We start from the raw sequence: 26223 nt of genomic DNA, 5'->3' as shown, positions 1-26223 counted from the left end.
CGTTCAGGACGCGGTGCTGAGCTCGGCGATTTGCTGCAGCAACGCCTCGGGCACCTCGATGCCGTTCGCCGTGTGTTCGCGGCGCAGGTGACCTCGCCGCTCACCCGGCACCCTGACGTCGTTGCCTTCGGTCATCGCCGAGAGCATGTTGTCGAGACGCTGCGTGAACCCGTCGGCGAAAAACGCGGGGTCCAGTGCGATGATGACCTGCCCGACATTCGGCGGGCCGCCCTCGTTGTTGGAGAACATCGCGGCATCGAAAGACGCGTTACCGCCGGTCAGAACGCCCCCGAGGATGTCAACCATCAGACCGAGGCCGAAGCCCTTGGGGCCGGCGAGCGGCAGCTGGGCCCCGCGCAGCGCGGCGGCTGCGTCGGTGGTTGGCTCGCCGTGCTCGTCGATCGCGTGGCCCGGCTCGATGGGCTCTCCTTCTCGCGCGGCGCGCACGATGTTGACCCGGGCGGTGGACGCGGTTGCCATGTCAACGACCACCGGTTCTTCGCCCGCGCGCGGTGCGCTGAACGCAAGCGGGTTGGTGCCGAAGAAGGGCACCTTGCCGCCGTGGGCTGCGACCGCCTTGGAGCTGTTGGCGTACATCAGCGCAACCAGGCCCTGCTGCGCGAGTCGGCGGACAAACCAGCCCAACACGCCGGCCGAGTAGGAGCGGTTGATCGCCATCACGCCGACGCCCTCGCGACGGGCGCAGTCGATCAGACGCGCCTCGCCGTGCAGGTAGGCGGTGTGGCAGAACCCGTGGCCGGCGTCGACCACCGTCGTGCTCGCGCTGGTGCGTACGGTGCGGGGCACGGCGTCGCCCCTGACCTTGCCGCAGGCGAGGTGCTTGAGATACAGGTGTATGTAGCCGAGCCCGACATTGCGGATGCCTTCGGCTTCGGCGTCGCGCAGTTCGAGGGCGGCGGCCGACGCTTGCGTTTCGCTCGCGCCGACGCGGCGCAGGGCGTCGAAACACAGGGTCTCAATCTCGTCGAGCGTCAATCTGGGCATGGGATTCGGGCGCACTCCTGGGCGGGTGTGGGCGCGGCCGGCCTTGGGGTCGGGCCGCAGCCGGGGGCATAATGGGCGGCTATCTCAAACGCGCATTCGAGCGCAACCGTGTGGACCATGTCTGAGACTGCAGTGGCACTCGACCACGATATCACCGCCGCCGTGCACGCGCAGGCTGTCGCCGCGCGCGCCGCCGCCAAAGCCGTCGCGAGGGCCGGCGGGCAACGCCGCAAGGCCGCGCTCCTGGCCATCGCCGATGCCATCGAGGCGAGCGAGCCCGGTCTGGTCGCGGCCAACGCGCGCGACCTCGACGCCGCGCGCGCGCGCCAGCTCGCCGACGCGCTGGTCGACCGGCTCACGCTGACGCCGGCCCGCATCGCCGGCATGGCCGCCGGCGTGCGCCAGGTCGCGGCACTCGACGACCCGATTGGCGAGATCTCGGCCGTGCGTGAACAGCCGTCGGGGTTGCGTGTTGGGCAGATGCGCGTTCCGCTCGGGGTCATCGGCATCATCTACGAATCGCGGCCGAACGTCACGGCGGACGCGGCTGCGCTGTGCCTCAAGGCCGGTAATGCCACCATCCTGCGCGGGGGCTCGGAGGCCAGACACTCGAACACGGCGATTGCCGAACTGGTGCAGGGCGGGTTGGATCAGGCTGGCTTGCCGGTCACGGCCGTGCAGCTGGTCGAGACCACCGACCGGGCTGCGGTCGGTGCGTTGCTGGCCCAGGACACCCTGGTCGACGTGATCATTCCCCGCGGTGGCAAGGGCTTGATCGAGCGCGTGGCGCGCGAGACCCGCATCCCGGTGCTCAAACACCTCGATGGCGTCTGCCACGTCTACATCGACGCCGACGCCGACCTCGACATGGCCGAACGCGTGGCGCTGGATGCCAAAACCTACCGGTACGGCATCTGCGGCGCGATGGAAACGCTGCTGGTGCACAAGGCGGTCGCGTCGGCCGTCTTGCCCGGCATTGCAGGTGCACTCGCTGCCAAGGGCGTCGTGTTGCGCGGTTGCCCGCGCAGCTGCGAGATCATCCGCGCGATGGAGGCGGCGACCGAAGGCGACTGGGCCGAGGAATACCTGGCACCGATCCTGGCCGTGCGCGTGGTCGATGACATGGACGCGGCCATGGACCACATTGCGCAGTACGGCTCACAGCACACCGATGCCATCGTCTCCAACAACCAGCGGCGGATCGACCGCTTCGTGCGCGAGGTCGACTCCGCGTCGGTGATGGTCAATGCGCCGACCTGTTTCGCCGACGGCTTCGAATACGGGCTGGGCGCCGAGATCGGCATCAGCACCGGCAAGTTGCACGCGCGCGGTCCGGTGGGTGTCGAGGGCCTGACCACGCAGAAATTCGTGGTCTACGGCGACGGCCAGACACGCGGTGCCTGACGCGGTGCGGGCCGCGTGAATCAGCGACCGGCCGGTGTGGCTGGCGGGAGACGGATCGGTGTGCTCGGAGGCACCTTCGACCCGATCCACGTCGGTCACCTTCGACCGGCGCTCGACGTCTGCCACGCGCTCGCGCTCGACGAGGTGCGGTTTGTGCCCTGCCACCTGACCCCGCATCGACCGCAACCGGAGCGCTCGAGCGCACTGCGGGCCGACATGGTCACGCTGGCCGTCGATGCCGTGGCGGCCTTCGTGCTCGACGACCGGGAGATGCGCCGCGACGTGCCGTCCTACACCGTGGACACGCTCGGTGCGCTGCGTGGCGAACACCCCGACGCCGAGCTCTATTTTCTGCTCGGGGTCGACAGCCTCAATGGCCTGGACCGCTGGCACCGCTGGTCCGAACTGCTGGGGCTGGCGCACCTGGCGCTGATGCGCCGACCGGGCTACGCGCTCAATGCCTTTGCGGCGGCGCTGCTGGCCGAGCACGGCCTGACGGCCGAGGCCGCGCGCGGGCGACCCTGCGGGGGCATTGTGTCCGTCGACACGACGGCGCTGGATGTCTCGTCGACCGCGCTGCGCGCGTTGCTCGCGGCGGGGCACGACCCGAAATACCTCGTGCCGGACAGCGTGCGAGAATTTTTGCTGAACCGAACGGAATACCAGGAGTGATATGACTGAACCCATGACGAAAGGCCTGCCTGCGCCGGATGCCGTCGCGACGGCGGTGGTCGACACGCTCGACGAGATGAAAGCCCTGGATATCCAGACGCTGGACGTGCGCGACAAGACCTCCGTTGCCGATTACATGGTGGTGGCGACCGGCACCTCTCGGCGCCATGCCCAGGCACTCGCCGAACGCGTGATCGAGCGCATCGAGACGCTCGGGCTGCGCGCGCGCGGCGTCGAAGGGCTGGACGCGGCCGAGTGGGTGCTGGTCGACCTCGGTGACGTACTGGTGCACGTCATGCAGGCGCAATCCCGCGACGTGTACGCGCTCGAGAAGCTCTGGAGCGTCGGTGCTGGCGGTCGAACCCAGACGTCTGCAGGCGAGTAGGGGGACGTGCAGCTGCACCTGGTCGCGGTCGGCCAGCGCATGCCGTCGTGGGTGACCGAAGGCTACAACGACTACGCCCAGCGGTTGCGGGGTGACCATCCGCTGTCGCTGCACGAGGTTGCCGCGTCCAAGCGCGGGCGGAACCCCGAGACGGTGCGCGTGCTGCGCGAAGAGGCGCAGCGGCTCGATCGGGCCGCGCCGGCAAACGCCCGTCGCGTTGCACTGGCCGTGGCCGGCCGGACCCTGAGCACCGAGGCGCTGTCTGCGTGCCTCGCCGACTGGGGCCGGGACGGTCGCGCGCTCGCGCTTTTCATCGGCGGCCCCGAGGGCCTCGACCCGACCTTTGAAGCCGCCTGTGATGCCCGTTGGTCACTCTCGGCGATGACCCTGCCGCACCCGCTCGTGCGCGTGATCGTGGCCGAGCAGCTCTACCGCGCGGTGTCGGTGCTGCGCGGCCACCCTTACCACCGTGGGGCGTGAACAGTGACACGCCTGGTGCTGGCCAGCAGCTCGCCTCGGCGGCTCGCGCTGCTCGCCCAGGTCGGCGTGGCGGTGGAAAGCGTGTCGCCCGAAATCGACGAGACCCCGTTGCAGCATGAAACCCCGGGTCGCTACGCGCGTCGAATGGCCTTGAGCAAGGTGCGTGCGGTGGACGCCCGGCTGACGGGTCAGCCTGCCATACTCATGGCGGCGGACACGGTCGTGGCCATTGACGGCGAGGTGCTTGGCCAGCCGCAGGACGGCGAGCAGGCGCAGCGCATGCTGCACCGGCTGAGCGGGCGCGAGCACAGCGTGTTCAGCGCCGTTGCGGTCGGGCCGGTGGACGGGGCGTTCGCGTGCAAGCTGGCCGAGACACGGGTCTGGATGCGCGCGACCACGCGCGCCGAGCGTGAGGCCTACTGGGCCACCAGCGAACCGCTCGGCAAGGCTGGTGGCTATGCAATTCAGGGGATTGGTGCGGTTTTTGTGGAGCGGATCGAGGGCAACTACGCGACTGTGGTCGGCCTGCCGATCGTGGAACTGATGACGATGCTGGCCGCGCACGGTGTGACGGTGCCGCCCCTGACAGGTGATGAGAACGCATGAGCGAAGAGCTGCTGGTCAACGCCTCCCCCGAGGAAACGCGGGTGGCGACGATCGAGAACGGGGTGCTCACCGAGTTGCAGGTCGAGCGGGCCAGCCGTCGAGGGCGCGTGGGCAACATCTACCAGGGCAAGGTGGCGCGCGTGCTGCCCGGCATGGAGGCGGCCTTCGTTGATATCGGCCTGGACCGCGCCGCCTTTCTGCACGTCTCTGATATCGCGCTCGACCCCGCTGATGACGGTGTCGACGCGCGACCGCGGGCCATACAGGAACACCTGCACGAGGGCCAGCTCCTGCTGGTGCAGGTGGTCAAGGACCCGATCGGCACCAAGGGCGCGCGACTGACGACGCACCTGACCTTGCCCTCGCGTCTGCTGGTCTACATGCCACGCGAGGACACGCTCGGCGTGTCCAGCAAAATCGAGGACGAAGCCGAGCGCGATCGGTTGCGCACGATCGTGTGCGAAGCCAGCGTGGACGCGGTCGACGCGGAACGGGCGATCAGCGACGGCTTCATCGTGCGCACCGCCGCCGAGGGCGAAAGCCGCGAGTTGATCCTCCAGGACCGCGATTTCCTGGTCCGCCTTTGGCGGGCGATATGCCGCCGCGCGGAACGCGCCGCGGGCGTGGCCGTCATTCACGAGGACCTGCCGCTCGTGCTGCGCATGTTGCGCGACCTGCACGGGGACAGTGTCGAGCGCATTCGTGTCGATTCGCGCGAGAACCTGCAACGCGCCGTGGCCTTTGCCGACGAGTTTCTGCACCGGCCGGAGCTGCGGCTCGAGCACTACACCGGCGAGCGGCCGATCTTCGATCTGTTCAACGTCGAAGACGAGATCCAACGCGCGCTCGAGCGCAAGGTGCCGTTGAAATCCGGCGGCTACCTGATCCTCGACCAGACCGAATCGATGACCACCATCGACGTCAACACCGGGGGGTTCGTCGGCCACCACAACCTCGAGGAGACCATCTTCAAAACGAACCTCGAGGCGGCGCAGGCGATCGCCCGGCAGCTCAAGCTGCGCAACCTCGGCGGCATCATCATCATCGACTTCATCGACATGATGGAAGACGAGCACAAACGCCAGGTGATGCGCGCACTGGAGAAGGCGCTCGACCGCGACCACGCCAAGTGTCAGGTCTGCAGTGTGTCGCAACTCGGCCTGGTCGAGATGACGCGCAAGCGCACGCGCGAGAGCCTGGAAGGCGTACTGCTCGAACCGTGTACCAATTGCAACGGTCGGGGCAAGGTCAAATCGACGCTGACCCTGTGCTACGAGATCTCCCGCGAGATCATCCGGCAGGTACGCCAGTTCGACGTGCGCTCGCTTGCGGTGCTCGCCTCGCAGGACGTGGTCGAGCAGTTCCAGAACGAACAGTCCGACGTGCTGGCGGAGCTCGAAGCCTTCGTCGGTGTCCCGATTCGGCTGCAGGGCGAGCCGATCTACACCCGTGAGCAGTACGACGTTGTCCTCTTCTGAGCGCCGACGCGGCGCGGTCGGCCGGGGGGTCAAGCGCGCAGCGCAGGCGAGCCGGTCTGCGTTCCTCTGGTTCGTGTTCTTTTCGATTTGTCTGGTCGCCGTGCTGCTCAGCGCGGCGCGCTGGTGGTTGCCCAGTGTGGTCGACCGCAACCAGCACAGCCTGGTCCAGCGCATCGGCGACAACATGGGTGTCGAACTCGGCGCCGACAGCGCGCGGCTGAATTGGAGCCACTGGGGGCCGAGCTTGCACCTGGACGGTCTGCGGGTGGACCTGCCGGGGGTGGAGGCGCCGCTGACCCTCGACCGGGTCGAAGCCAGTCTGGACCTGCGCCAGTTGGTCCAGTACCGCAAGTTGATCGTCGACGAGGTCACGCTCAAAGGCCTGGCGATCGAGATCGGCCGCGACGGGAACGGCGACTGGTCCGTGGCGCTCGACCGCGGCCAGTCTTCCGGCACCGGCCTGCAGAGCACGCTTGCGGCGCTCGCCCGGTTTGGCTGGATCAACATCAGCGAAGCCTCGCTGCGGTGGCGTGACGCGGTGTCGGAGCAGACCTACGACGTCGACAACATCGCCATTGTTGCCAACAACCGAGACGGGCAGCTGCGCGTCTCGGTCGAGGCCGACCTGCCCGAAGACGTGGGTGGCCATATCCGGGCCGTGGCCAATGTGTCGGGGGATGCCGAGAACGGCTTCCAGGGTCGGACCTACGCGAGTCTTGACCGGGTGGAGTTGCGCACCTTGTCGTCGCTGCTCAACGCACGCGATATCGTACCGGTGGGCGAGGTCCGTGATGTGCAACTCTGGAGTCGCATCGAAGACGGGCGTTTCGCCGACCTGCAGTACCAGCTCTCCGGAGACCGGGTGGCACTCGAAGACGGTGCACAGCAGACGCGCTGGTACCTCGACTTCTTCAGCGCTACCGGTGGCTGGAATCGCACCGAAGCGGGCTGGCGCACCTGGCTGGACGACACCGTGTTGGCGCGGGACGGTGTGGCTTGGCGGCCAGGTTTGACCACCCTTGACCGACAGCGTGATGTGCTGGTGGGCACCGGCCAGCTGCTGCGCATCGAGGAAGTGCGGGATCTGGTACTGCCCTGGCGCCACCTGCCGGCCCTGGCCGGCGTCGCCAACTGGCTCGAGGGCAGTTTGCCCAGTGGCGAGTTGGCGCTGTGGAAAGTGGCTCTGCCATTGCCGTCCGCCACTCCAACCCATGCGGAGGACACGCTTGCGCAGGCAGACCCGGTTGTGGTCGACACACCCGTTGTGCTGCCAGCGGGCTTGCAGTTCGAGGGTGTGGTCACCGGGTGGCGAAACACCCGGTTCGGGGCCTTGCCCGGGATCGAGAACGTCGACGCCGCTGTCCGTGTCAGTGACGGCCGCTTCAGTGCCCGGGTGGAGGGCGAGGGCAGCGTGCTCGATGCGCCCGCACTGTTCCGCACGCCGTTGCTGCTCGATCGGGTTGCCGGTCAGTTCGACGGCGAGCTGTCGTCGACCGGCCGGTGGATCAGCACCGATGACGTGCTTGTCGACACGCCGCATTTTCAGATGCTTGCCCAGGTGTCGGCGGCGCGGTCCGCCAGCGACCGCGGCGTTGACCTCGACGTTCGCGGCTCCATCCGCGACCTCGACGGGCGGTACCTGAGCACCTACTACCCCCAGGGGGCAATGCCCGAGCGGTTGCAGGCGTGGCTGGAGCGCAGCCTCCAGGGCGGGCGCGTGCCGCGCGGCGATTTCCTGTTGCTCGGCAACACGGCCGACTACCCGTTTCGCGCCAGCGAAGGGCGACTCGATGTCCAACTCGACGTCGAAGACCTGGCCATGGAGTACAACACGCTCTGGCCGGTGCTGACGGCCATGAACGGCGCGTTTCGGCTCGACGGCATCGGTGTCAGGTTCAACGGCGAGGCGCAGATCCTGGGCGGTGCAGCGCGCAACGTCGACGCGCGGATTCCCGACGTGCGCGCCGCGCGCATGCGCATCGACTCGGCGTGGTCTGGCGACAGCGAAACGCTGGTCGACTGGTTGCGTCAGGGCCCACTTGCGAGCGCAGTGGGTCGGCATTTTCGTGATCTCGAGATCGCCGGGCCGGTGACCTTGCAGATTGCACCCGATTTCGGCCTGCGGCCGAACATGCCAGCGACGATCGAGGGTGTGGCACTGTTTCGCGACGCGCGATTCGAATTGACCGGGCCCGACCTCGTCTTCGACGGGGTGTCGGCGCGCGTGCCGTTCAACCAGCGGGGTCTGCTCGGGCACGAGCTCGAGGGCACCTTCCTCGGCAACCCGATCCAGGTCGCCGTGACCACCTCGGACGACCAGCGCGCAGTGCGAGCCGAGGCGCTGACCGATGTCGACCTCGGACTCTGGCTGAGTGACCGCGGTGTCCCGATTGCCGAGTGGGTGGACGGCCTCAGCCGCTGGGACGTCGTTGTGGACGTCACACCGACGGTGTCCGGTGGCCCCACGCAGGTGGCGTTCAACGCGGTCAGTGACCTGCGCGGTGTGCAGGTGACCGCGCCCGAACCGGTGGCGAAGGACGCAGCCGTGGGCCGGACCTTGCGCGTTGAAGCCAGCATCGGCTCGGCCGCGACCGACCAGTGGCAAGTGACCTACGGGGAGGACGCCACGGTGGCCTTCTCGATGCGTCGTGGCGCGCTGGAGGCCATGGCGATCGGCGCGGGGTCGCCGGCACCGGCCTTGCCGGAGCGCGGTGTGCGGGCGCGTGTCGACTGGCCCCGGGCCGACCTCGAACGCTGGTACACCGCTCTCGACCGCTGCTGCCTCTCAGGCGAGGGCGAGGACGAGGTCAGCATCGACGTCTACGCCCGCGTGGATGCCGGAGCCTGGTTGGGTGTGCCGATCGGTGAGGTCACCTTGCAGTTGGCCGAAGTCGCCGACGCGGTCGAAGGCCAGATCGCCGGCGACGTGGTGGACGGCCGTTTCCGCTATACCGGTGGTGCGCGCCCCAACTTGCAGGCGGACCTGACGCGTGTGGATGTCACGCCGCTGATGGACGGCGAGTTCGAAATCAGCGAGTCGCCACCGAGTCACCCGCGCGACTACCCGGCCACGCGCATCGGTGTGCGGGAGTTGCGTGTGGACAACCTGCGGTTCACGGATGTCGACATCGCAACCCAACCGACAGCAAACGGCCTCGAACTCACGGAACTGGTGGCGCGCTCGCCGCTCTACACCGCGCAGGGGGCCGGCCGCTGGGTGCAGAGCGATGCGGGCGAGGACATCAGCCACCTGGAGTTGTTTGCGCATTCGAACGACGTGGGCCTCGCGGTGTCCGACATGGGCAGTGTCGGGACGCTGTCAGGTGGGCAAGGGCAACTCAGTGTGTCAGGTACCTGGGATGACACCATCTGGGCCCCCGACCTTGCGTCGTTGGCCGGGACGATGCGCTTCGACCTCAAGGACGGGCGTGTCAACGGCCTCGACCCAGGTGCCGGGCGCGTGTTCGGGCTGCTGGCGTTGCAGACCCTGCCGCAGCGGCTCGCGCTCGATTTCTCCGACCTCGGAGACGGGTTGGGGTACGAGGTGGTGCGCGGCGAGTTCGAACTCGGAGACGGCAAGGCCACTGCCAAGGCGCTGTTGCTCGAAGGCCCGGTCGGGGTGGTGAGCGTGGTCGGGCCGATCGACTTCGTCAACCGGTCCTACGATCAGCGTATTGTCGTGCTGCCCAATGTCGGCGGCAGCCTGCCGTTGATCGGCGCCTTCGTGGGAGGCCCGTTGACAGCGGCCAGCGTGTTTCTCGCCGACAAGGTATTGCGGGGCATGGGGGTTGACGTAAACCAGTTCGGCCGCCGTGATTACAGTCTCACCGGGGATTTCGACGCGCCCGAGTTGACGCAGATCCTGCTCGAGAACTCTGCCGCGGCCACCAGCGGCGCAAACGTGGACCGCTGAGCAGTCCACGCCACGACAACAGCAAAAGGGTAAGGGAATGGCTGACACTTTCGACCTCGCAACCGAGCGACTGCTGTCGCCTTCGGGGCTCACCGAATCGGACTTGCACAGCGCACTTGGCCAGATCATGACGCGTGGCGTGGATTCCGCGGACCTGTACTTCCAGGCCAAGCAGAACGAATCCTGGGTGCTCGAGGACGGCCTGGTGAAAGAGGGGGGGTTCTCAATCGACCAGGGCGTCGGCGTGCGCGCGGTCAGCGGTGAGAAAACCGGCTTCGCCTACTCCGACGAGATTCTGCTGCCGGCACTCCACGAAGCCGCCACCAGTGCGCGCGCGATCGCACGCGGTGGTGAAGCGGCCGCAGTGCAGGCCTGGCACAAGCCGGTACCGCGCGATTTGTACGGCTCGGGCAACCCGATCGGTTCCCTCGATGAGCCGGCCAAACTGGAGTTGTTGCGCCGTGCAGACGCCGCGGCGCGCGAACAGGACCCGCGCGTGACGCAGGTGATTGCAAGTGTGGCTGCAAGCCACGAAGTCGTGTTGGTTGCCGCCAGCGACGGCACGCTCGCCGCCGATCTCCGGCCGATGGTGCGGTTGAACGTGACCGTGTACGTCGAGAGCAACGGACGTCGCGAGACCGCCAACGCCGGGTCTGGCGGGCGCTTCGACATGGCGCAGCTGGCCGCTGACAACGAGCCGGAACACCTCGCACGCGAGGCGGTGCGGCAGGCGCTGGTCAATCTCGACGCTGTCGACGCCCCGGCCGGCGAAATGGTCGTGGTGCTCGGCAACGGCTGGCCGGGTGTGTTGTTGCACGAGGCTGTCGGTCACGGACTCGAGGGCGATTTCAGCCGCAAGGGCACATCGGTGTTCTCCGGACGGGTCGGCGAGCAGGTCGCCTCGCGCGGCGTCACCGTGGTCGACGACGGCACCCTCGACGGCCACCGGGGGTCGCTCAACATCGACGACGAGGGCGTGCCGAGTCAGTGCAACACGTTGATCGAGGACGGTGTCCTCGTCGGCTTCATGCAGGACAAACACAACGCGCGGCTCAACGGGGTCGAACCGACCGGCAATGGCCGACGGCAAAGCTACGCGCACACGGTCATGCCCCGCATGACCAACACCTACATGCGTGCGGGCGAGCACGATCCGCAAGCGATTCTCGCTTCGGTGAAAAAGGGCCTCTACGCCGTGAACTTCGGCGGCGGTCAGGTCGACATCACCTCGGGCAAATTCGTGTTTTCGGCCTCGGAGGCCTACCTGGTCGAGAACGGCAAGCTGGGCGCGCCGGTCAAGGGCGCGACCCTGGTCGGCAACGGGCCGGACGTGATGACACGCATCGGCATGGTCGGCAACGACCTCGCGCTCGACCGCGGCGTCGGCACCTGCGGCAAGCAGGGGCAGTCCGTGCCGGTCTGCGTCGGCCAGCCGACGCTGCGTGTCGACGGCCTGACCGTGGGCGGCACGGCAACCGCGTGATCGCCGGGGATCAGGGTGTCGGAGTTGGCCAGTCCTGCCGCAGCAGCGGCGCATGCGCGCCTTCGCTGGTGATCACAATGTGTGTGGCGTCGCGCGAGAAGGCCACGGCTTCGGCCTGCGCGAGTCGGTGATCGGGCAACGCGTCAAGCCGCGAGAGCGCGGTGAGCCAGGTCTCGCCGTCACGCCGCGTGACGGTGCGCGCGCGACGGTAGCCCAACACCACGGCGTGGCGCCCGTCGGCGCTGATGTCGAGGGCGGTCACGTGGCTGCCCACGGCGAGCAGTTCGGGTTGACGCAGCAGCGCCAGTGCACTCGGTGGGCCGTCGGGTGCAACCACGCCAACGTGCTCGAGACGGTGCACGGCCGTGGGCGTGTCGAAGGCGCTCAGCGGCAGGCGGTAGAGTCGGCCGGGTCGGTCGCGTTTGGACAGCACCAGGATCTCCCCGCGGAGCGGGTCGACCGCCACGGCCTCGGCGTCGCGGGGGCCGTCGGGGTAGCGCACGGACACGGTCGCGGTCACCCTCGCGCGGCGCGCTTCCGGCGCCGGCTCGGCGACGAGGTGCAGCGCGACCCGTTGCCGTCGCGCCCGGTTGTCGCCGGTGTCGGCGATCAACAACCAGTTGCTGTCGCGCCAGCGAAAACTGGCAAGGTCTTCCCAGTCACGGTTTCGTGCGCCAACCACGGGCAACCTGGCCAGCGTCGCGCCGTCCTCGCTCAAGCGGAACAGGGCCGCGCGGTTGCCGCCGTCGTTCAGCGCCCAGTACCCTCTGGGCCCGGCGAGGGTGGCGGCGAGGCCGCTGGCTTCGACCAGGCGCGCATCGCGCAACGCGGCAACGCTCGGCGTGCGGGCACACGCGGTGAGCGCACCGAGGCAGCAAAGCACAAGGCCACACAGGATCAGTCTGAGCATCGACGCAATCGGGGCGGTCGGTTCTCGCCCGCACACACGGAATCACCATGACAACGATTGACATTTTGCAACACGACAGTCCCGTCGCGCTAACCGCGGTGGCCGAGCAGGTTCTCGACAGTGCCCGGCGAAACGGCGCCACCAGCGCGGACGTCGATGTGTCCCGTGGTGTCGGTCGCGACGTGGGGGTACGACTGGGCGAAGTGGAAACGCTCGAGCAGCAGCGCGACCGCAGTCTTGATGTGACGGTGTACGTTGGCCAGCGCAAGGGCTCGGCGTCGACGGCCGATTTTTCGCGCGATGCGGTCGACGCCGTGGTCGCACAAGCCTGCGCGTTCGCGCGCCACGGCTCCGAGGACCCGGCGGCGGGCCTGGCCGACGTCGAGCTGATGGCGACCGCGTTGCCGTCGCTCGATCTGTACCACCCCTGGCAATTGGATGTGGATCAGGCGATCGATCTTGCGCTCGCGTGCGAAGCGGCCGGCCGTGGCGCCGAAGCCCGCATCAGCAACTCCAACGGCGCCACCGTGGCGAGCTACGCCGGAGAGAGTGTTTATGCGAACAGCCACGGCTTTGTACACCACACGGCCGGCACCCGCCACAGCGTGAGTTGTTCGCTGGTTGCAGGCGAGAAGGACGCCATGCAACGGGAGTATTGGTACACCGCCGCGCGCGCCGCGGAGGATATGCAGGACGCCGAAGCGGTGGGGCGCGAGGCGGCCAGGCGCACCGTCGCGCGGCTCGGGCCGCGGGCGATCAAGACCGGTCGGTACCCGGTGCTGTTCGCACCGTCGATGGCGCGCGGCCTGATGCAGTCGTTCATCGGGGCAATCAGTGGCGGTGCACTCTACCGCAAGGCGAGTTTTCTGCTCGAGTCCCTGGGCGAGCCGGTGTTCCCGGCGTTCCTGAGCGTATCCGAAGACCCGTTCATCCCGCGCGCGCTGAGCAGCTCGGCGGTGGACAGCGAGGGTGTCGCACGGCAGGCGCGCAAGTTGATCGACCGGGGCGTGCTGACCGGTTGGGTGCTTTCGAGCTACAGCGCGCGCAAACTCGGTTTGCAAACCACCGGCAACGCGGGCGGTGTCTGCAACCTCACACTCGACTGCGAGACCCAGTCCTTCGACGCGCTCCTGAAGACCCTGGGCCGTGGCCTGCTGGTCACCGAGATGATGGGCAATGGCGGCAACCCGGTGACCGGCGATTATTCGCGTGGCGCCGCCGGTTTCTGGGTCGAGAACGGCGAGATCGCGCACCCGGTGGAGGGCGTGACTGTGGCAGGCAACCTGCGCGACGTGTTCGCCAACGTCGTGGCAGTGGGCGATGACAGCTGTCTGACGGCGAACCTGCGCAACGGCTCGATGCTGATCGGTGAACTGACGGTCGCCAGCGCGGACTGAACCGTCGCGGTCGGCGCGCCTAGCGCTGCAGCGACTGCAGCTCGAGCACGCCACCGTCTTCGCCGTCCTCGCCGTACATCATGCGAATCGGGATGTTGCCATCGGCGGTTGCAATCCAGTACTGCACGGTGCGTTTGCCGGAGTGGTAGCGCAGGCGGAGGGTGTTGAAGTTGCCTGCCGGCGTCGACACGGTCTCCCGGCCCAGCAGTTCGAGCCGCCGCTGGGAGGGTCCGTGGCGGCTGACCACGTTGAGCAACACGTCGCCCTCGCTGCGTTCGCCGACCAGTCGGGTCACGTTGAACAGCATCGAGAGTCGATCCCAGGCACCGGAATCGGGCGTCTCGTAGCGCATGGGTTCACCGACATCGCGCACCACGTCCAGTGCCTCGTCGACAAATTCGATGCGCAGCAGGCGTCGCCCTTCCTTTTGTCCCGGCCGTTCGTAGCGGTAGTGGTGGGGCAGGATGGCACCGTCTTCGGCCGCCAGGAATCGGCTGATCTCCTGGCTGTTGATGTAGCGGGAGAACAACCGGAACAGTCCCGTTGCGCGGGTCTTCAGTTGCACCTGCCAGTGGCCATCGCGTTGCGCGAGTGACAGGCTTGCCTCGCCGGCCTTGCTGCCTTTGTAGTAGACGCGGTATGTCGCCTCGAATGGGGCGAGGGCGTCGCGCGCCGCCCATGCCGGTGCCATAAACAGGCACAGGAGTGCCGCGACAAGCGAGCATCTCCAAGGGATTGGGCGTGGCGGCATCGGTTGGCCTGCGTGCGCGGGGTGTGTCGGTCTCTCTCAGACCTCGAGCGGTGCTGCCAGTTTCGTGTCGCCCCGATGCACGTGGCCATGCCGGAGGGTGACTTGGCCCGTGGCGCACCAGGTCAGCACCTGAGGATAGAGGACATGCTCGCGCTTGAGCACCCGCTCGGCGAGGGAATCCGCGGTTTCGCCGGCCCGGATGGCCACACGCGACTGCGCTATCAGCGGACCCCCGTCGAGTTCGGCGGTCACGAAGTGCACCGAGCAGCCAGCCTCGCGGTCACCGGCATCGAGTGCGCGCTGGTGGGTGTCGAGGCCCTTGTGCCGCGGCAACAGGGAGGGGTGGATGTTCAGCAGGCGGCCGTGCCAGCGGTCGCAAAAGGCCGCCGGCAGCACGCGCATGAACCCGGCGAGGGCGACCAGCTCGGCGCCGACGGCCTCGAGTTGCGTCGTCAGGGCGCGCGCCCAGGTGTCGCGGTCCGCGTGATCGCGTGGGGCACAGACCGCAGTCCCGACCCCGCGTTGCGCGGCCAGCGCCAACCCGGCCGCCTCGGGCGTGTCCGCCAGCACCAACACCGGCAGGGCGGGCAGCTGGCCGGCTTCGATCGCGTCGAGCACGCGCAGCATGTTCGATCCCCGGCCGGAGATGAGCACCGCGAGCCGGCGTGCGGGCTCAGACAAAGCGGATCGGCTCGCCATCGCCACGGGCGTCGATGTCGCCGACCACGAACGGCGCCTCACCGTGGTCCTCGAGCGTGGCGCACAGCCCGTCGACCGCCGCCTCGGGCACGATCAGGGTGAAGCCGATGCCGCAGTTGAAGGTGCGTCGCATCTCGGTGTCCTCGATACCGCCACGCTCGGACAGCCAGTCGAACACGCTCGGTTGCCGCCAACGGCCGAGATCGATGCGCGCCGCTGTGCCCTCGGGCAAGACCCGCGGGATGTTCTCCGTCAAACCGCCGCCGGTGATGTGGGCCATGGCGTGCACCGGGTGCGCCTTGAGCGCGGCCAGCACGCTGCGCACGTAGATGCGCGTGGGCGCGAGCAGCAGGTCGCGCAGTGTCTCGCCGTCGAGTTGGGTGTTCAGCGTGTCGCCGCTCTGTTCGAGCACCTTGCGAATCAGGGAGAAGCCGTTGCTGTGCGGGCCGGAGGAGGGCAGCGCAACGATGCGATCACCCGGTGCGACGCGCGCCGTGTTGACGATCGCGTCGTGCTCCACCACACCCACACAGAAGCCGGCCAGGTCGTAGTCGCCCTCTTGATACAAGCCTGGCATCTCGGCAGTCTCGCCGCCGAGCAAGGCACACCCCGCCAGTTCGCAGCCGTGCGCGATGCCCTCGATCACCGTGGTCGCGGTGTCGACGTCGAGCGCGCCGGTGGCGTAGTAGTCCAGGAAGTAGAGCGGTTCGGCGCCGGTGACCAGAACGTCGTTGACGCACATGGCCACGAGGTCGGTGCCGATACCGCTGTGGTCGCCGGCGTCAATCGCAAGTTTGAGCTTGGTGCCGACGCCGTCGGCACCGGAGACCAGCACCGGGCGGGTGTAGCCGGTGGGCAACTCGAACAAACCACCGAAGCCGCCGAGCCCGCCGAGCACGCCGTCGCGGTGCGTGCGACGCACCGCCGGTTTTATTCGCTCTACCAGTGTGTTGCCGGCGTCGATGTCCACACCGGCGTCGCGGTAACTCAATGCGTTGCGCCGCGTGTCGTTCATGGGCGTTCCCGTTTGGAGCAGGTCAACCGGCTATTCTACACTGTGCGTCCACGGTCTCGGCCCCCGATCCCCTGCTTGGTGCTCAACGATGCGCTCACTCGGCTTCTTACTGGTTTTCGCCTCGGTGGTTGCGGGCACGGCAGCGCCGCTGGCCCACGCGGCCAGCCTGGAATCGCGGATCACCGTCCCGAGTCGCGGCGATTCGGAGCGTGCTGCCGGGGCGATTCGGGCGCTGTTCAACGTGCTCGGCGAGCTCTACCCGTCGGATCACCCGATGACGGCGAGCGAGCGCCGCGAAATCGCCGGCGAGGCCAACGATTTCGTGCAGCGTTACGGCTACCTGACCGACGACGCGGGCCAGATAGTGTTGCGCTTGCAGTTCGACGAAACCGCGATTCGTGCGCGGGTGTCGTCGCTGGTCGGCGAGCCGACCGACGTGCCCGGGGTCGAGGCCGCGCTGCTCTGGTTGGTGGTGGCGCAGGACACCGAAGACCTGGTGCTCACCGAAGGCGCCCAGGGGGTGTTGCCCGACACCCTCGATCAAATCGCGAACGCCATCGGACAACCCCTGTTGTACCCGCGTGACGACGCCTTGCAACAGGCCGGTCTCTCCACGCGGGATATCCGCAACGCCGACGAGTCGCGGCTGCTGCCGGCGTCGCAATCCTACCCGGCAAGCCAGGTGGTGGTGCTGCGCATGACCGCTGATGGTGACCAGTGGCGGGGTGACTGGACGCTGCTTGGCGCAAGTGAACGCTGGTCCAGCGCGGGCTCGCTCAGCGACATGCTGCAGATCGGCCTGACCGCCTACCAGGGTCGGGCGGCGGCCCTGGCCGCGGCGGCACAAGCGGCGGGCGGTTTCGGGTCGAGCGCCGGCGACGTCACGCTGGCGATCGGCGGCGCCGTGCGCGCGACCGACTACGCTTGGGTTTTGATCGAGCTGCGCGAGCGGTTTCGCACCGGTCAGGTCCGGATTGCGGCGGTGTCCGGCGGCCAGTTGTTGTTCGTCTTGCGCGAGGCCGGCGATGTGCCGAGTGTGGCGCAGACGCTGGCAACCATCCCACAGCTCCAGGTGATCCTGCCCTCGCAGTCGGAGGCGGTCGCCGGCCAACGCGCCGCGGACCTCAGCTACCTGCTCGTGCGCTGAGACCCCTGTGACCGGCACCCCGCAGTTGCCGCTCGACCTGCAGGTCGAGCGGCCGCCACGCTTCGAGAACTACTGGACGGCGGCCACCGACCCGGTCGTGCCCCTGCTGCGTGCCCATGCGCTAGGCTACGCGGAGGCGGCGTCATCGGCGGCGCGTGAAACCGTCGTGTTCCTCTGGGGCACGGCGGGCGCAGGCAAATCGCACCTCTTGCTGAGCAGCGTCCACTGCGCCCGCGCCCACGGGCGGTCGGCGCGCTGTATCGGCACCGATGAGGTGGTGCGGGGTGTCGCATTGGACGGCGTGTCGCTCCTCTGTGTGGACGACGTGGACGGGGTCGCCGGCGACCTGGAGGGCGAGCGCAACCTGCTCGATGCCTTTGAAACCCTGCGCACGCGCGGTGCGCAGCTGGTGGTGTCCGCGGCCCGGCCGCCGGCGGCGGTCTCCTTCGTGCTGGCCGACCTGCAGTCACGTCTGATGTGGGGGCCGGTGCTGCGAATAGACCCGCTGAGCGACGAGGCGCTGCGTCTGCATTTTCGCGCACACGCCGACCGCTACGGTCTGCAGATTCCGGACGACGTGGTCGAGTACGTCGCCCGCCGGTGTCCGCGGGACGCGGCGTACCTCGAGGCGTTGGCCGAGGCCTTGCACAGGCAGTCGCTCGCGGAAAAGCGCCGTGTGTCGATCCCGATGGTGGCGCGGGTTACGGCGTGAGCGGCCGGTGACTCAGTCTGCGGGCGCGTCTGTCGGTGGCGTCGGTCGCGGCGCCAGGCGCATGTAGAAGTAGCTGCCGACAATGATGCCAACGGCGCTGACGGTCAGGAGGGCGGCGTAGAGCCGCCAGGCGGGCACGTTGGCCACCATGTCGATGCCGGCGAGGAACAGCCAGATGCCGGCAAAGCTGAGCCCGATGTGGCTCTTCGGGTGGGCGTTGAGCACACCGCGCAACGGCAGCAGCAGCGGCAGACCGAGCAGCAGCAACAGCAGCGCGCGCGGAACCGATTCGGGTGGCGACAACCAGGTGAACCAGTTCGCGATCAGTGCGAGGGCAAACAACTGGGAGCCGAGTGCGAGCCAGCGGGCGGCGGCGAGGCCGGTCATGGCCGCACCAGCCGCACGGCAGTGTGTGCGAGCCGGGCGCCGAGGGCGCGGGCCAGCGCCAGTTCGGTTTCGTCCACGGCGCGTGTGCCGTCGGCGCCACTGACGTGGCTCGCGCCGTAGGGCGTGCCGCCCCCGGTCGTGTGGTTCAACGCGGTCTCGCTGTACGGTAACCCGACGATCAGCATGCCGTGGTGCATCAACGGCACGATCATCGACAACTGCGCGGCCTCGTGGCCGCCGTGCTGCGAACCGCTTGCGGTGAACACCGCGCCGGGTTTGCCGGCGAGCGCGTTGCCGAGCCAGGCGTCGACGTGGCTGTCCCAGAAGTGCTTCATGCTCGCGGCCATGTTGCCGAAGTAGGCCGGGCTGCCGCAGGCCAGGCCGTCACAACGTGCGAGCTCGTCCGCCGTGACGTAGGGCGACCCGGTTGCCGGCACGGCATCGGCGACGGCGGCGGTCTCGGCTGACACCTGCGGCACCGTGCGCAGCCAGGCCTCGCAGCCCGGCACCGACTCGACCCCGCGCGCAACGTGTGAGGCGAGTCTTGCCGTGCTGCCCGCGCGGCTGTAGTACAACACCAGAATGGCGGCCATGGTTCGACCCGGTCAAAACGCCAGTGTATCGCAGCGGGCCAACGGCGCTCGCGCACGCGCGACACCGGCCAGTCCCGCCTCGCCCTGTAGGCACTACACTCGAAACTCGACCCTAGCGCAGCCCGCCGGACCCCCGATGGAGAACTCAACGAGCCCGACCGCGCCAGCGCGTTTTCCGCCCGGGCCGCTGCGCCTGGAGCAGCTCACCGAGGCACTCGCCGCCGACGGGCTGATCAACAGCGAACAGCGCAACACCTTGATCAAGCTCGCGCCGATCCGGGCAAACAGCCGCCAGCACCCGGTGGACTTCGTCGCGGCACAGCGCTTCGAGCAGCCCGGGGACGGCACCGTGCTCGACACCGCAGCGCTGCTGCGCTGGCTCTCGGACTACTGCGGCTTGCCGGTACACACCGTCGACCCGCTGAAGGTCGACGTGGCCGCCGTGACCGAAATGGTGTCCTACAGCTACGCCGAGCGGCACGGCATCCTCGCGGTGGCGGTGACCAACGCGCGCGTGACCTTCGCGACCTCCGAGCCCTTTGAAACCGGCTGGGTCGAGGAACTCGCCCGGCTGCTGCAACGCGACATCGAGCGGGTGTTGCTCGCGCCGAGCGAGCTCAAACGCTTCGCCCTGGAGTTTTACAGCCTGGCCAAATCGGTCAAGGGCGCGCGCCAGGAAAAACGCGATGCCGCGCCGAGTGTCCACAACCTCGAGCAACTGATGGAGCTCGGCCGCAAGGGCAACCTGGACGCCAACGACCGGCACGTCGTCAGCATTGTCGACTGGCTGTTGCAGTACGCCTTTGACCAGCGCGCCAGCGACATCCACATGGAGCCTCGGCGCGACAACCTGAGCGTGCGGTTTCGGATCGACGGCGTGCTGCACTCGGTCTACGACATGCCCGACACGGTCGGACTCGCGGTGACAAGCCGCTTGAAGATCCTCGGTCGCATGGACGTGTCCGAGAAGCGCAAACCGCAAGACGGCCGAATCAAGACCCGCGACGCCGCCGAGAAAGAGATCGAGCTGCGCCTGTCGACCATGCCGACGGTGTTCGGCGAGAAACTGGTCATGCGGGTGTTCAACCCCGAGGTGGTCTCGCGCGACCTCTCGGCGCTTGGCATGTCGCGCGAGGAGAGTGCCGCCTGGCGGTCCATGCTCGAGCGACCGCACGGCATCGTCCTGGTTACCGGGCCGACCGGCAGCGGCAAGACCAGCACCCTGTACACCAGCTTGAAGCTGCTCGCCACGCCGGACGTCAACGTCTGTACCGTGGAGGACCCGATCGAGCTGGTGGAGCCGGCGTTCAACCAGATGCAGGTGCAACCCAGCATTGGCGTGGACTTCGCCGCCGGCGTGCGGACGCTGCTCAGGCAGGACCCCGACGTGATCATGGTGGGCGAAATCCGCGACGCCGAGACGGCGATGATGGCGGTGCAGGCCGCGCTCACCGGGCACCTGGTGCTCTCGACACTGCACACCAACGACGCGCCGTCCGCGGTGGTTCGCCTGGCGGAATTCGGCATCCCGCACTACCTGATCAACGCGACGCTGGTAGGCGTCATGGCACAGCGCCTCGTGCGCACGTTGTGCCCGCACTGCAAGACGCCGTCGTCGGTCGAGCCCGACGTGTGGACGGGGCTCCTCGACCCCTGGAAAGCCAAGCTGCCAACCCGGGCGCACCGGCCCGCCGGTTGCCTCGAGTGCCGAAACACCGGGTTCACCGGGCGCGTCGGTATCCATGAGATGCTCGTGCTCGATGACGCGCTGCGTGCCCTGGTGCGCGACGGCGCGGATGTCGACACACTGCGCAAGCGCGCCTACGCCAACGGCATGCGACCGATGCGGGTTGGCGGTGCGGCCAAGGTGGCCGAGGGCCTGACGACGGTCGAGGAAGTGTTGAAGGTGGCGCCGTCCGCCTTCTGAATCCGATCGCGCAGACGGTTGCCCGAGCCAGAACGGCTCAGTAGCATGCGGGGAGTTTGCCCAAGGCACCGGACCCATGAACTTTCTAGACGAACTGACCTGGCGCGACATGATGCACCAGACTGCCGGCCCGGGGGTGGAAACCCACCTCGAGACTCCGGGCCGTGTGGCCTACTGCGGTTTTGACCCGACGGCCGACAGCCTGACGGTGGGCAACTTCATCGCGATCAAGCTGCTGATGACCTGGCAGCGCGCCGGGCACAGGCCGATTGTCGTCATGGGTGGCGGTACCGGCCGCATCGGTGACCCCTCCGGGCGCGACAGCGAGCGACAGCTGCTCGACGAGGCCACCATCGAGAGCAACATCGCCCGGCAGCGCCTCGTGCTGGAGCGCTTGCTGGACTTCGACCCGGCCAACCCCCATGCCGCGGTCATCGTCAACAACCACGATTGGTTGGGACAGCTCGGCTACATCGAGATGCTGCGCGACGTCGGCAAGCACTTCTCGGTCAACGCGATGATCAAGAAAGACTCGGTCGCCGAACGCCTGAACAACCGGGAACAAGGCATCAGCTACACCGAGTTCAGCTACATGTTGTTGCAGGCCTACGACTTCCTGCACCTCAACCGCACCCACGGCTGCACAGTGCAACTCGCAGGGTCGGATCAGTACGGCAACATTGTCGGCGGTATGGACCTCATCCGTCGCCATCGCGGCGAGGGCGACGACGGCGCAGCCTTTGGTGTGACCAACAAGCTGCTCACCCTCAGTGACGGAACCAAGGTCGGCAAGTCCGCCGGCAACGCGGTGTGGTTGTCGGCCGACCGCACGTCGCCTTACGCCTTCTACCAGTACTGGTTCAACGTCGTCGACGCCGACGTGATCAAGTTTCTGCGCTGGTTCACCTTCCTGGACCGTGACACGGTTGACGCGGTCGAAGCGGAGCACGCTGTTGCGCCGCACCTGCGCACCGCGCAGCGTCGGCTCGCCAGCGAGATGACCCGCATGCTGCACGGCGAGGCGCAGCTGGCTGCGGTGGAGAACGCCAACCAGGCGCTGTTCGGGGGGGACCTTCGCGCACTGGACAGTGCCATGCTGGACGACGTGTTCGCAGACGTGCCGCACAGCGACCATGCGCTGAGCGACCTCGGCGGCGAGGCGGCGGCGCTGGTCGAGCTGCTGCCGCAGACCTCGCTGGCCAGCTCGCGGCGGCAGGCGCGTGAGTTCCTGCACAATGGCGCGGTTGCCGTGAACGGCGACAAGGTCGACGCCGAGTGCATTCTGTCGGCAGAGCATCTCTTGCACGGCCGGACGGTTCTGATCCGCCGCGGCAAGAAGAACTGGCACGCGCTGCGTTGGTCATGACCGGTTTCGACAAGACGCAGGCGGCGCTCGCGCACGTCGGCTACATCGCGGATGCAGAGCTCTCTGCGTGCATCGAGCTCGCCCAGGCGCTGAACAAGCCGGTGTTGCTCGAAGGCGAGGCCGGGGTTGGCAAGACCGGCCTTGCGCAGGCGCTGGCGCAGTCGATGGACACCGAATTGGTACGCTTGCAGTGCTTCGAGGGGCTCGATGCGAGCGCCGCACTCTACGACTGGAACTACCCGCGCCAGTTGCTCGCGGCGCGCCAGCAGAGCGAAGCGGCAGCGCTCGAGGCTAACGAGAGCGGGCTGTTCAGTGAAGCCTACCTGCTCGAGCGACCGCTGTTGCGTGCCATTCGCCAGCGTGAGCCTTGCGTGTTGTTGATCGACGAGATCGACCGCGCGGACGAGGAATTCGAGGCCTTTCTGCTCGAGTTGCTGTCAGACTTCCAGGTCACCGTGCCCGAGCTCGGCACGCTGCGCGCGCACTCCCATCCGCGGGTCATCCTGACCTCGAACGGCACGCGTGAGCTGTCCGACGCGCTGCGCCGTCGGTGCCTGTACTACTTCATCGACTACCCCGACGCGGCACTCGAGCTCGACATCGTCAAGGCTCGGCTGCCATCCATCGGTGACAACCTTGCCAAACAGGCTGTTGCGCTGGTCCAGTCCCTGCGCGGCGACGACCTCGTCAAGGTGCCGGGTGTCGCCGAGACAGTGGACTGGTGTGCGGCGTTGCTCGGGCTCGGTGTGGTGTCACTTGAAGGCGATCGTGACCGGGTGCGGCAGAGCTTCGTCTGCTTGCTCAAGACGCGGGCCGATCAATCGGTGTTGACCGACCAGCGCCTCGCCGAGTTGCTCGACGCGTCCGCCTCGACGTGACCCGTGGCTGACATCGACGCCTGGCGCATCGAAGCTCGCGTCCTGGCTTTCCTGGCAGCGGCCCGCACGGCGGGTTTCAGCGGCGGGGTCGGCGATGCGGTGACCGCCGTCTCGGTCGCCCATCGGGGGGCGGCTGTGCACCGCGCCCGGTTTCGGGCGCAGATGCGCAGCGTGGTCTGTGGCACACGGGAGGAATGGCGCCGCTTCGACGCCTTCTTTGACCGCTGGTTCGAGCGCGAGCGCGTGCATCTCGACGGCGCAGATCCGGAGTTGCAAGGTGTGGCTGCGCCGGATGTCGCCCCCACGCAGTCGACCGCACGCCCACTCGACGACGCCGCGGCGCAGGCTGGCGCGTCGGAGTCGGATGGCGTGCCACAACACCTCGACTTCGCTGCGGTCTTCGACCCCCGGGAGATGGCGGATATCGAGCGCTGGATCGACCAACTCACGCGTCGGATCCGGCGGCGGCTGGCACGGCGACGCCGGCCGAGCGCGCACGGCCGACTGCACTTTCCACGCACCCTGCGGCGCGCGCACGCTACGGGCGGTGAACCGGTACGGCTCGCGACCACGGGTCGTCGTCGGCAGTTGCCACACCTGGTCGTGTTCGTCGACGTCTCGCAGTCGATGTCGGCCTACGCCCATTTCTTCCTGCGCTTTGCAAAGGGGCTGGCGGGGGCGTTCGAGCAGTGCGAAGTGTACGGCTTCGACACCGAACTCATGCCGCTCGGGGACGTTGCGCGCTCGCACGGTCGACTCGATCGGGCGTTGCAGGACGCGCCGGTCTGGCGGGGAGGCACCCGCATCGCCCATGCGATTGACACCTTCCTGCGCTGCCACGCACGCACCGCACTCAAGCGGCGCTCGACAGTGCTGATTCTCAGCGATGGCTTTGACACGGCACCGCCGTCGCACCTTGCTGAGCAGATGGCCGCACTGAGGCGCCAGGTCAAACGGGTGTTGTGGTTGCACCCCCTGCTCGAGCGCGAAAACGGCCCGGCGCTCGATCCCTGCATCGTGCAAGCCCGGCCACACATCGACAAACTCCTGCCGGCGCAGTCGCTCGCTGCCCTCGAGGCGATTGCGGCCGAGCTCGGGTGACGTGGGGGGCGCTATGCGGGTCAGGCGTCGCCAGCTTCCTCGGGGGTCTTTGCGACAATGGTCAAGGCGTGCAGCTCGCCGGATTTGATAAAGGCTTCCAGCGCCGCGTAGACCAGCTTGTGGCGGGCCAGGGTGCGTTTGCCGACGAACTGCGCACTGATGACCGTGGCTTCGAACTTGTAGCCGTCGCCCTCCAGGCGTGCGGTGTCGTTCGGGAAGGCGTCAGTGAGCGCCTGATTCATCGCTTCAAATTGCATGCAGTGTCCCTGGCATCACGCGGCGCGGCGCCGTGTGATCAGTTGGGGTTTTCGTAGAAGACGTACTGGGTCGAGTAATCCGAGACCTCGAAGTACACCTTGGTGTTTTCGTCACCGTCGATCACGCCGTTGAGGTTGGCGTCGAGGTGGCCGTAGCCGAAGCGGTAGGCGCGCGGCACGCCGGTGTCAGTGCCGGTGCCGGTGGTCATCTTGTCGATGCGCATGAAGCGCCTCACCAGTACGCCGCCGCTGTAGATTTCCAGGACGCCGTTGGTGCCGGTCCAGTTCTGCATGGCCCGCCCGAGCTTGTTCTGCGTCTCCTGCGTGCACGCGGACAGCACCACAATCGACAGCGAGAGGAAAAGTGTACCCATGCTGTTACGCATGCACGGAGCTCCATGGGGAATACAATGGGGGCGTCAGTGTAGCCGCTTGCGTCAGAGTCGGTAAACGGTTGACCATTCGCGGTCCGGCAAATCCGTGTGTGACCGGACCGCGCCGTGCGCGGTCAACAACCCTGGGTCGTCGCATGTTCAATTCGTTTCACAGGACAGTGACATGAACCACCTTTCCCGATCTGTGATTGCGGCAGCCCTCGTGGGGCTGATTGCACCACCGACGGCCCAGGCCCAGTGGTATCTCGGCGTGGGGACGGGCGACGCCAACGTGGATTCGGACACCACGCCACCCACGGTCGTGCGTGGCAGCGATGGCTTCATCCGGTCCAATGACGATCTGCCGTGGAAACTGGTGGTTGGCCACACGGCCGAGCCACTGTCAGTCGAGGTGTTGCTGGCGCACTTCGGCGATTTGTATCTGGACCCCGACGGTGTACTGGAGCGACGTGTGACAGGCGTAGTCGGTCGCAAACAACTCCTCGGCAGCGTGTGCGACGCGACACGGGCCTACGACCTCTCGGCGTCCCTCGGTGTGGGCCACGTGCGGTCGCGCTACGAGGGTGTGGCCGCCCGACAAGACGCCTCGGCCGCACTGATCGGCGGACTGAGTGCGAGCATGCAACTGGGCGACGAGGTGGCGCTGCGCGCCGACTACGACTACTTCGACAGCGACACGCAACTGACCACGGTATCGCTGGTCATGCACCTGGGCGACATCACGCACTGCGAACGGACCGCGCCGTCGGTGCAACCGGTGCTCGCGCCGGTGACGGCGACGCCAACAAACCCGGCGGTGACCGAGGACGCGACCGCGCCCACACCAGCTGAGCCGACACGCGCCGCCAGCGCGGGCACGGGGCAACTGCCCGACATCCTCTTCAACCCCGATTCGACCTTCCTGACCGACGCGGCAGTGGCCCAGATCGACCGGCTGGCGCGACTGCTCGCGGCCTACCCGACGATGGTTGTCGAGTTGCAGGGCCACAGCGACGGCGCGGAGTGGGGCGGTTCGGCACTGGGCCTGTCGGCCGAGCGCGCACGGCGGGTGGCCACCGGGCTCGCGCAACGCGGTGTAGACCGCGCCCGCCTGCAACTCGCGGGCTACGCGGACAGCCGACCGGTGGCGAGCAACGGCGGCACCGCGCTCAACCGGCGTGTGCAGTTCCGGATCGTGTCACTGCGCTAGAAGCTGTCGTCACAAGCCGGATAATCGGCTGCAAACAACGTGGGCGTCGTACGTCGGGCGTCGCACGCATTGC

The 26223-nt window shown here is 67.8% G+C and carries 25 protein-coding genes; 16 read left to right on the top strand and 9 right to left on the bottom strand.

Annotation, left to right across the window (positions count from 1 at the left end):
* Positions 1 to 3: 3 nt before the first annotated feature.
* The gene (locus tag AAGA11_00255) at positions 4 to 1005 is read right to left on the bottom strand and encodes an Ldh family oxidoreductase (GenBank protein MEM9601264.1); all 1002 of its coding nucleotides are present in this window, start codon (positions 1003 to 1005) and stop codon (positions 4 to 6) included.
* Between the two features lie 117 nt (positions 1006 to 1122).
* Here AAGA11_00255 and AAGA11_00250 point away from each other — a divergent pair, with 117 nt between their 5' ends.
* Genes AAGA11_00250 through tldD form a run of 8 tightly spaced genes read left to right on the top strand, consistent with a single transcriptional unit; the run spans position 1123 to position 11426 of the window.
* Positions 1123 to 2409 carry a glutamate-5-semialdehyde dehydrogenase gene (locus tag AAGA11_00250; GenBank protein MEM9601263.1) on the top strand — a complete coding sequence of 429 codons (1287 nt, stop codon included), beginning with the start codon at positions 1123 to 1125 and terminating at the stop codon, positions 2407 to 2409.
* Between the two features lie 15 nt (positions 2410 to 2424).
* Positions 2425 to 3081: a nicotinate-nucleotide adenylyltransferase gene (gene nadD / locus AAGA11_00245; GenBank protein MEM9601262.1), complete on the top strand. Its 657-nt coding sequence runs from the start codon at positions 2425 to 2427 to the stop codon at positions 3079 to 3081.
* 13 nt (positions 3082 to 3094) lie between these two features.
* The gene (rsfS, locus tag AAGA11_00240; GenBank protein MEM9601261.1) at positions 3095 to 3466 is read left to right on the top strand and encodes a ribosome silencing factor; all 372 of its coding nucleotides are present in this window, start codon (positions 3095 to 3097) and stop codon (positions 3464 to 3466) included.
* A 6-nt stretch (positions 3467 to 3472) separates the two neighbouring features.
* The gene (gene rlmH, locus AAGA11_00235) at positions 3473 to 3946 is read left to right on the top strand and encodes a 23S rRNA (pseudouridine(1915)-N(3))-methyltransferase RlmH (GenBank protein ID MEM9601260.1); all 474 of its coding nucleotides are present in this window, start codon (positions 3473 to 3475) and stop codon (positions 3944 to 3946) included.
* Between the two features lie 3 nt (positions 3947 to 3949).
* Positions 3950 to 4552 carry a nucleoside triphosphate pyrophosphatase gene (locus tag AAGA11_00230; protein MEM9601259.1) on the top strand — a complete coding sequence of 201 codons (603 nt, stop codon included), beginning with the start codon at positions 3950 to 3952 and terminating at the stop codon, positions 4550 to 4552.
* On the top strand, positions 4549 to 6030 hold the full coding sequence (gene rng, locus AAGA11_00225; GenBank protein ID MEM9601258.1) for a ribonuclease G: 1482 nt from the start codon (positions 4549 to 4551) through the stop codon (positions 6028 to 6030). Before AAGA11_00230 ends, rng begins: the two co-directional genes overlap by 4 nt.
* On the top strand, positions 6002 to 9943 hold the full coding sequence (locus AAGA11_00220; protein ID MEM9601257.1) for an AsmA-like C-terminal region-containing protein: 3942 nt from the start codon (positions 6002 to 6004) through the stop codon (positions 9941 to 9943). Before rng ends, AAGA11_00220 begins: the two co-directional genes overlap by 29 nt.
* A 37-nt stretch (positions 9944 to 9980) precedes the next feature.
* Positions 9981 to 11426, top strand: a complete 1446-nt coding sequence (tldD, locus tag AAGA11_00215; protein ID MEM9601256.1) for a metalloprotease TldD — start codon at positions 9981 to 9983, stop codon at positions 11424 to 11426.
* A gap of 10 nt (positions 11427 to 11436) precedes the next feature.
* On the opposite strand, the gene AAGA11_00210 is transcribed toward tldD, so the two are convergent.
* On the bottom strand, positions 11437 to 12336 hold the full coding sequence (locus AAGA11_00210; GenBank protein MEM9601255.1) for a hypothetical protein: 900 nt from the start codon (positions 12334 to 12336) through the stop codon (positions 11437 to 11439).
* A gap of 47 nt (positions 12337 to 12383) precedes the next feature.
* On the opposite strand from AAGA11_00210, the gene pmbA reads away from it, so the two are divergent.
* Complete coding sequence (pmbA, locus tag AAGA11_00205; protein MEM9601254.1) at positions 12384 to 13733, top strand: metalloprotease PmbA; 1350 nt, start codon at positions 12384 to 12386, stop codon at positions 13731 to 13733.
* A 19-nt stretch (positions 13734 to 13752) separates the two neighbouring features.
* Here pmbA and AAGA11_00200 read toward each other — a convergent pair whose 3' ends face one another.
* The 3 genes from AAGA11_00200 to purM form a co-directional block, all read right to left on the bottom strand.
* On the bottom strand, positions 13753 to 14424 hold the full coding sequence (locus AAGA11_00200) for a DUF3108 domain-containing protein (protein MEM9601253.1): 672 nt from the start codon (positions 14422 to 14424) through the stop codon (positions 13753 to 13755).
* Positions 14425 to 14520: 96 nt separating this feature from the next.
* A complete protein-coding gene (gene purN, locus AAGA11_00195) occupies positions 14521 to 15165 on the bottom strand; it encodes a phosphoribosylglycinamide formyltransferase (protein MEM9601252.1) in 645 nt (214 codons plus the stop codon).
* Positions 15158 to 16198 carry a phosphoribosylformylglycinamidine cyclo-ligase gene (gene purM / locus AAGA11_00190; GenBank protein ID MEM9601251.1) on the bottom strand — a complete coding sequence of 347 codons (1041 nt, stop codon included), beginning with the start codon at positions 16196 to 16198 and terminating at the stop codon, positions 15158 to 15160. The genes purN and purM overlap by 8 nt, the downstream gene beginning before the upstream one ends.
* A gap of 88 nt (positions 16199 to 16286) precedes the next feature.
* On the opposite strand from purM, the gene AAGA11_00185 reads away from it, so the two are divergent.
* Positions 16287 to 17345: a DUF2066 domain-containing protein gene (locus AAGA11_00185; GenBank protein ID MEM9601250.1), complete on the top strand. Its 1059-nt coding sequence runs from the start codon at positions 16287 to 16289 to the stop codon at positions 17343 to 17345.
* 7 nt (positions 17346 to 17352) lie between these two features.
* Entirely contained in the window at positions 17353 to 18057 is a 705-nt protein-coding gene (locus AAGA11_00180) for a DnaA/Hda family protein (protein ID MEM9601249.1), read from the top strand.
* A gap of 12 nt (positions 18058 to 18069) precedes the next feature.
* Here AAGA11_00180 and AAGA11_00175 read toward each other — a convergent pair whose 3' ends face one another.
* Together AAGA11_00175 and wrbA are read right to left on the bottom strand one after the other, a co-directional pair.
* Positions 18070 to 18444, bottom strand: coding sequence for a DUF2069 domain-containing protein (locus tag AAGA11_00175; GenBank protein ID MEM9601248.1), 375 nt, complete (start codon positions 18442 to 18444; stop codon positions 18070 to 18072).
* Positions 18441 to 19037 (bottom strand): NAD(P)H:quinone oxidoreductase, encoded by a 597-nt coding sequence (wrbA, locus tag AAGA11_00170; protein MEM9601247.1) that lies wholly within the window; start codon positions 19035 to 19037, stop codon positions 18441 to 18443. The genes AAGA11_00175 and wrbA overlap by 4 nt, the downstream gene beginning before the upstream one ends.
* A 136-nt stretch (positions 19038 to 19173) precedes the next feature.
* On the opposite strand from wrbA, the gene AAGA11_00165 reads away from it, so the two are divergent.
* From AAGA11_00165 to AAGA11_00150, 4 genes are all read left to right on the top strand, one after another.
* Positions 19174 to 20964 carry a GspE/PulE family protein gene (locus AAGA11_00165; protein ID MEM9601246.1) on the top strand — a complete coding sequence of 597 codons (1791 nt, stop codon included), beginning with the start codon at positions 19174 to 19176 and terminating at the stop codon, positions 20962 to 20964.
* Between the two features lie 76 nt (positions 20965 to 21040).
* Positions 21041 to 22330, top strand: a complete 1290-nt coding sequence (gene tyrS / locus AAGA11_00160) for a tyrosine--tRNA ligase (GenBank protein ID MEM9601245.1) — start codon at positions 21041 to 21043, stop codon at positions 22328 to 22330.
* Entirely contained in the window at positions 22327 to 23208 is an 882-nt protein-coding gene (locus AAGA11_00155; GenBank protein MEM9601244.1) for a MoxR family ATPase, read from the top strand. Before tyrS ends, AAGA11_00155 begins: the two co-directional genes overlap by 4 nt.
* Positions 23209 to 23211: 3 nt before the next feature.
* Complete coding sequence (locus AAGA11_00150) at positions 23212 to 24309, top strand: VWA domain-containing protein (protein ID MEM9601243.1); 1098 nt, start codon at positions 23212 to 23214, stop codon at positions 24307 to 24309.
* A 20-nt stretch (positions 24310 to 24329) separates the two neighbouring features.
* Here the strand turns inward: AAGA11_00150 and AAGA11_00145 are convergent, their stop codons facing one another.
* Positions 24330 to 24566, bottom strand: coding sequence for a BolA/IbaG family iron-sulfur metabolism protein (locus tag AAGA11_00145; GenBank protein MEM9601242.1), 237 nt, complete (start codon positions 24564 to 24566; stop codon positions 24330 to 24332).
* Positions 24567 to 24604: 38 nt separating this feature from the next.
* Complete coding sequence (locus AAGA11_00140) at positions 24605 to 24952, bottom strand: hypothetical protein (protein ID MEM9601241.1); 348 nt, start codon at positions 24950 to 24952, stop codon at positions 24605 to 24607.
* A 172-nt stretch (positions 24953 to 25124) separates the two neighbouring features.
* Here AAGA11_00140 and AAGA11_00135 point away from each other — a divergent pair, with 172 nt between their 5' ends.
* Positions 25125 to 26150: an OmpA family protein gene (locus AAGA11_00135; GenBank protein ID MEM9601240.1), complete on the top strand. Its 1026-nt coding sequence runs from the start codon at positions 25125 to 25127 to the stop codon at positions 26148 to 26150.
* Positions 26151 to 26223 lie beyond the last annotated feature (73 nt).

The sequence above is a fragment of the Pseudomonadota bacterium genome, from assembly GCA_039196715.1.
GTDB lineage: Bacteria > Pseudomonadota > Gammaproteobacteria > CALCKW01 > CALCKW01 > CALCKW01.
The sequence above is the reverse complement of the archived record's forward strand: the minus strand, read 5'-3'. Positions and strand labels throughout refer to the sequence as shown.

Bases quoted from the DNA above. Each gene is read 5' to 3' on its own strand.
- AAGA11_00255 (MEM9601264.1), bottom strand. From the start codon at position 1,005: ATGCCCAGATTGACGCTCGACGAGATTGAGACCCTGTGTTTCGACGCC.
- AAGA11_00250 (MEM9601263.1), top strand. From the start codon at position 1,123: ATGTCTGAGACTGCAGTGGCACTCGACCACGATATCACCGCCGCCGTG.
- rsfS (MEM9601261.1), top strand. From the start codon at position 3,095: ATGACGAAAGGCCTGCCTGCGCCGGATGCCGTCGCGACGGCGGTGGTC.
- rng (MEM9601258.1), top strand. From the start codon at position 4,549: ATGAGCGAAGAGCTGCTGGTCAACGCCTCCCCCGAGGAAACGCGGGTG.
- tldD (MEM9601256.1), top strand. From the start codon at position 9,981: ATGGCTGACACTTTCGACCTCGCAACCGAGCGACTGCTGTCGCCTTCG.
- AAGA11_00210 (MEM9601255.1), bottom strand. From the start codon at position 12,336: ATGCTCAGACTGATCCTGTGTGGCCTTGTGCTTTGCTGCCTCGGTGCG.
- pmbA (MEM9601254.1), top strand. From the start codon at position 12,384: ATGACAACGATTGACATTTTGCAACACGACAGTCCCGTCGCGCTAACC.
- AAGA11_00200 (MEM9601253.1), bottom strand. From the start codon at position 14,424: ATGGCACCGGCATGGGCGGCGCGCGACGCCCTCGCCCCATTCGAGGCG.
- purM (MEM9601251.1), bottom strand. From the start codon at position 16,198: ATGAACGACACGCGGCGCAACGCATTGAGTTACCGCGACGCCGGTGTG.
- AAGA11_00185 (MEM9601250.1), top strand. From the start codon at position 16,287: ATGCGCTCACTCGGCTTCTTACTGGTTTTCGCCTCGGTGGTTGCGGGC.
- AAGA11_00175 (MEM9601248.1), bottom strand. From the start codon at position 18,444: ATGACCGGCCTCGCCGCCGCCCGCTGGCTCGCACTCGGCTCCCAGTTG.
- wrbA (MEM9601247.1), bottom strand. From the start codon at position 19,037: ATGGCCGCCATTCTGGTGTTGTACTACAGCCGCGCGGGCAGCACGGCA.
- AAGA11_00165 (MEM9601246.1), top strand. From the start codon at position 19,174: ATGGAGAACTCAACGAGCCCGACCGCGCCAGCGCGTTTTCCGCCCGGG.
- tyrS (MEM9601245.1), top strand. From the start codon at position 21,041: ATGAACTTTCTAGACGAACTGACCTGGCGCGACATGATGCACCAGACT.
- AAGA11_00155 (MEM9601244.1), top strand. From the start codon at position 22,327: ATGACCGGTTTCGACAAGACGCAGGCGGCGCTCGCGCACGTCGGCTAC.
- AAGA11_00145 (MEM9601242.1), bottom strand. From the start codon at position 24,566: ATGCAATTTGAAGCGATGAATCAGGCGCTCACTGACGCCTTCCCGAAC.
- AAGA11_00140 (MEM9601241.1), bottom strand. From the start codon at position 24,952: ATGCGTAACAGCATGGGTACACTTTTCCTCTCGCTGTCGATTGTGGTG.
- AAGA11_00135 (MEM9601240.1), top strand. From the start codon at position 25,125: ATGAACCACCTTTCCCGATCTGTGATTGCGGCAGCCCTCGTGGGGCTG.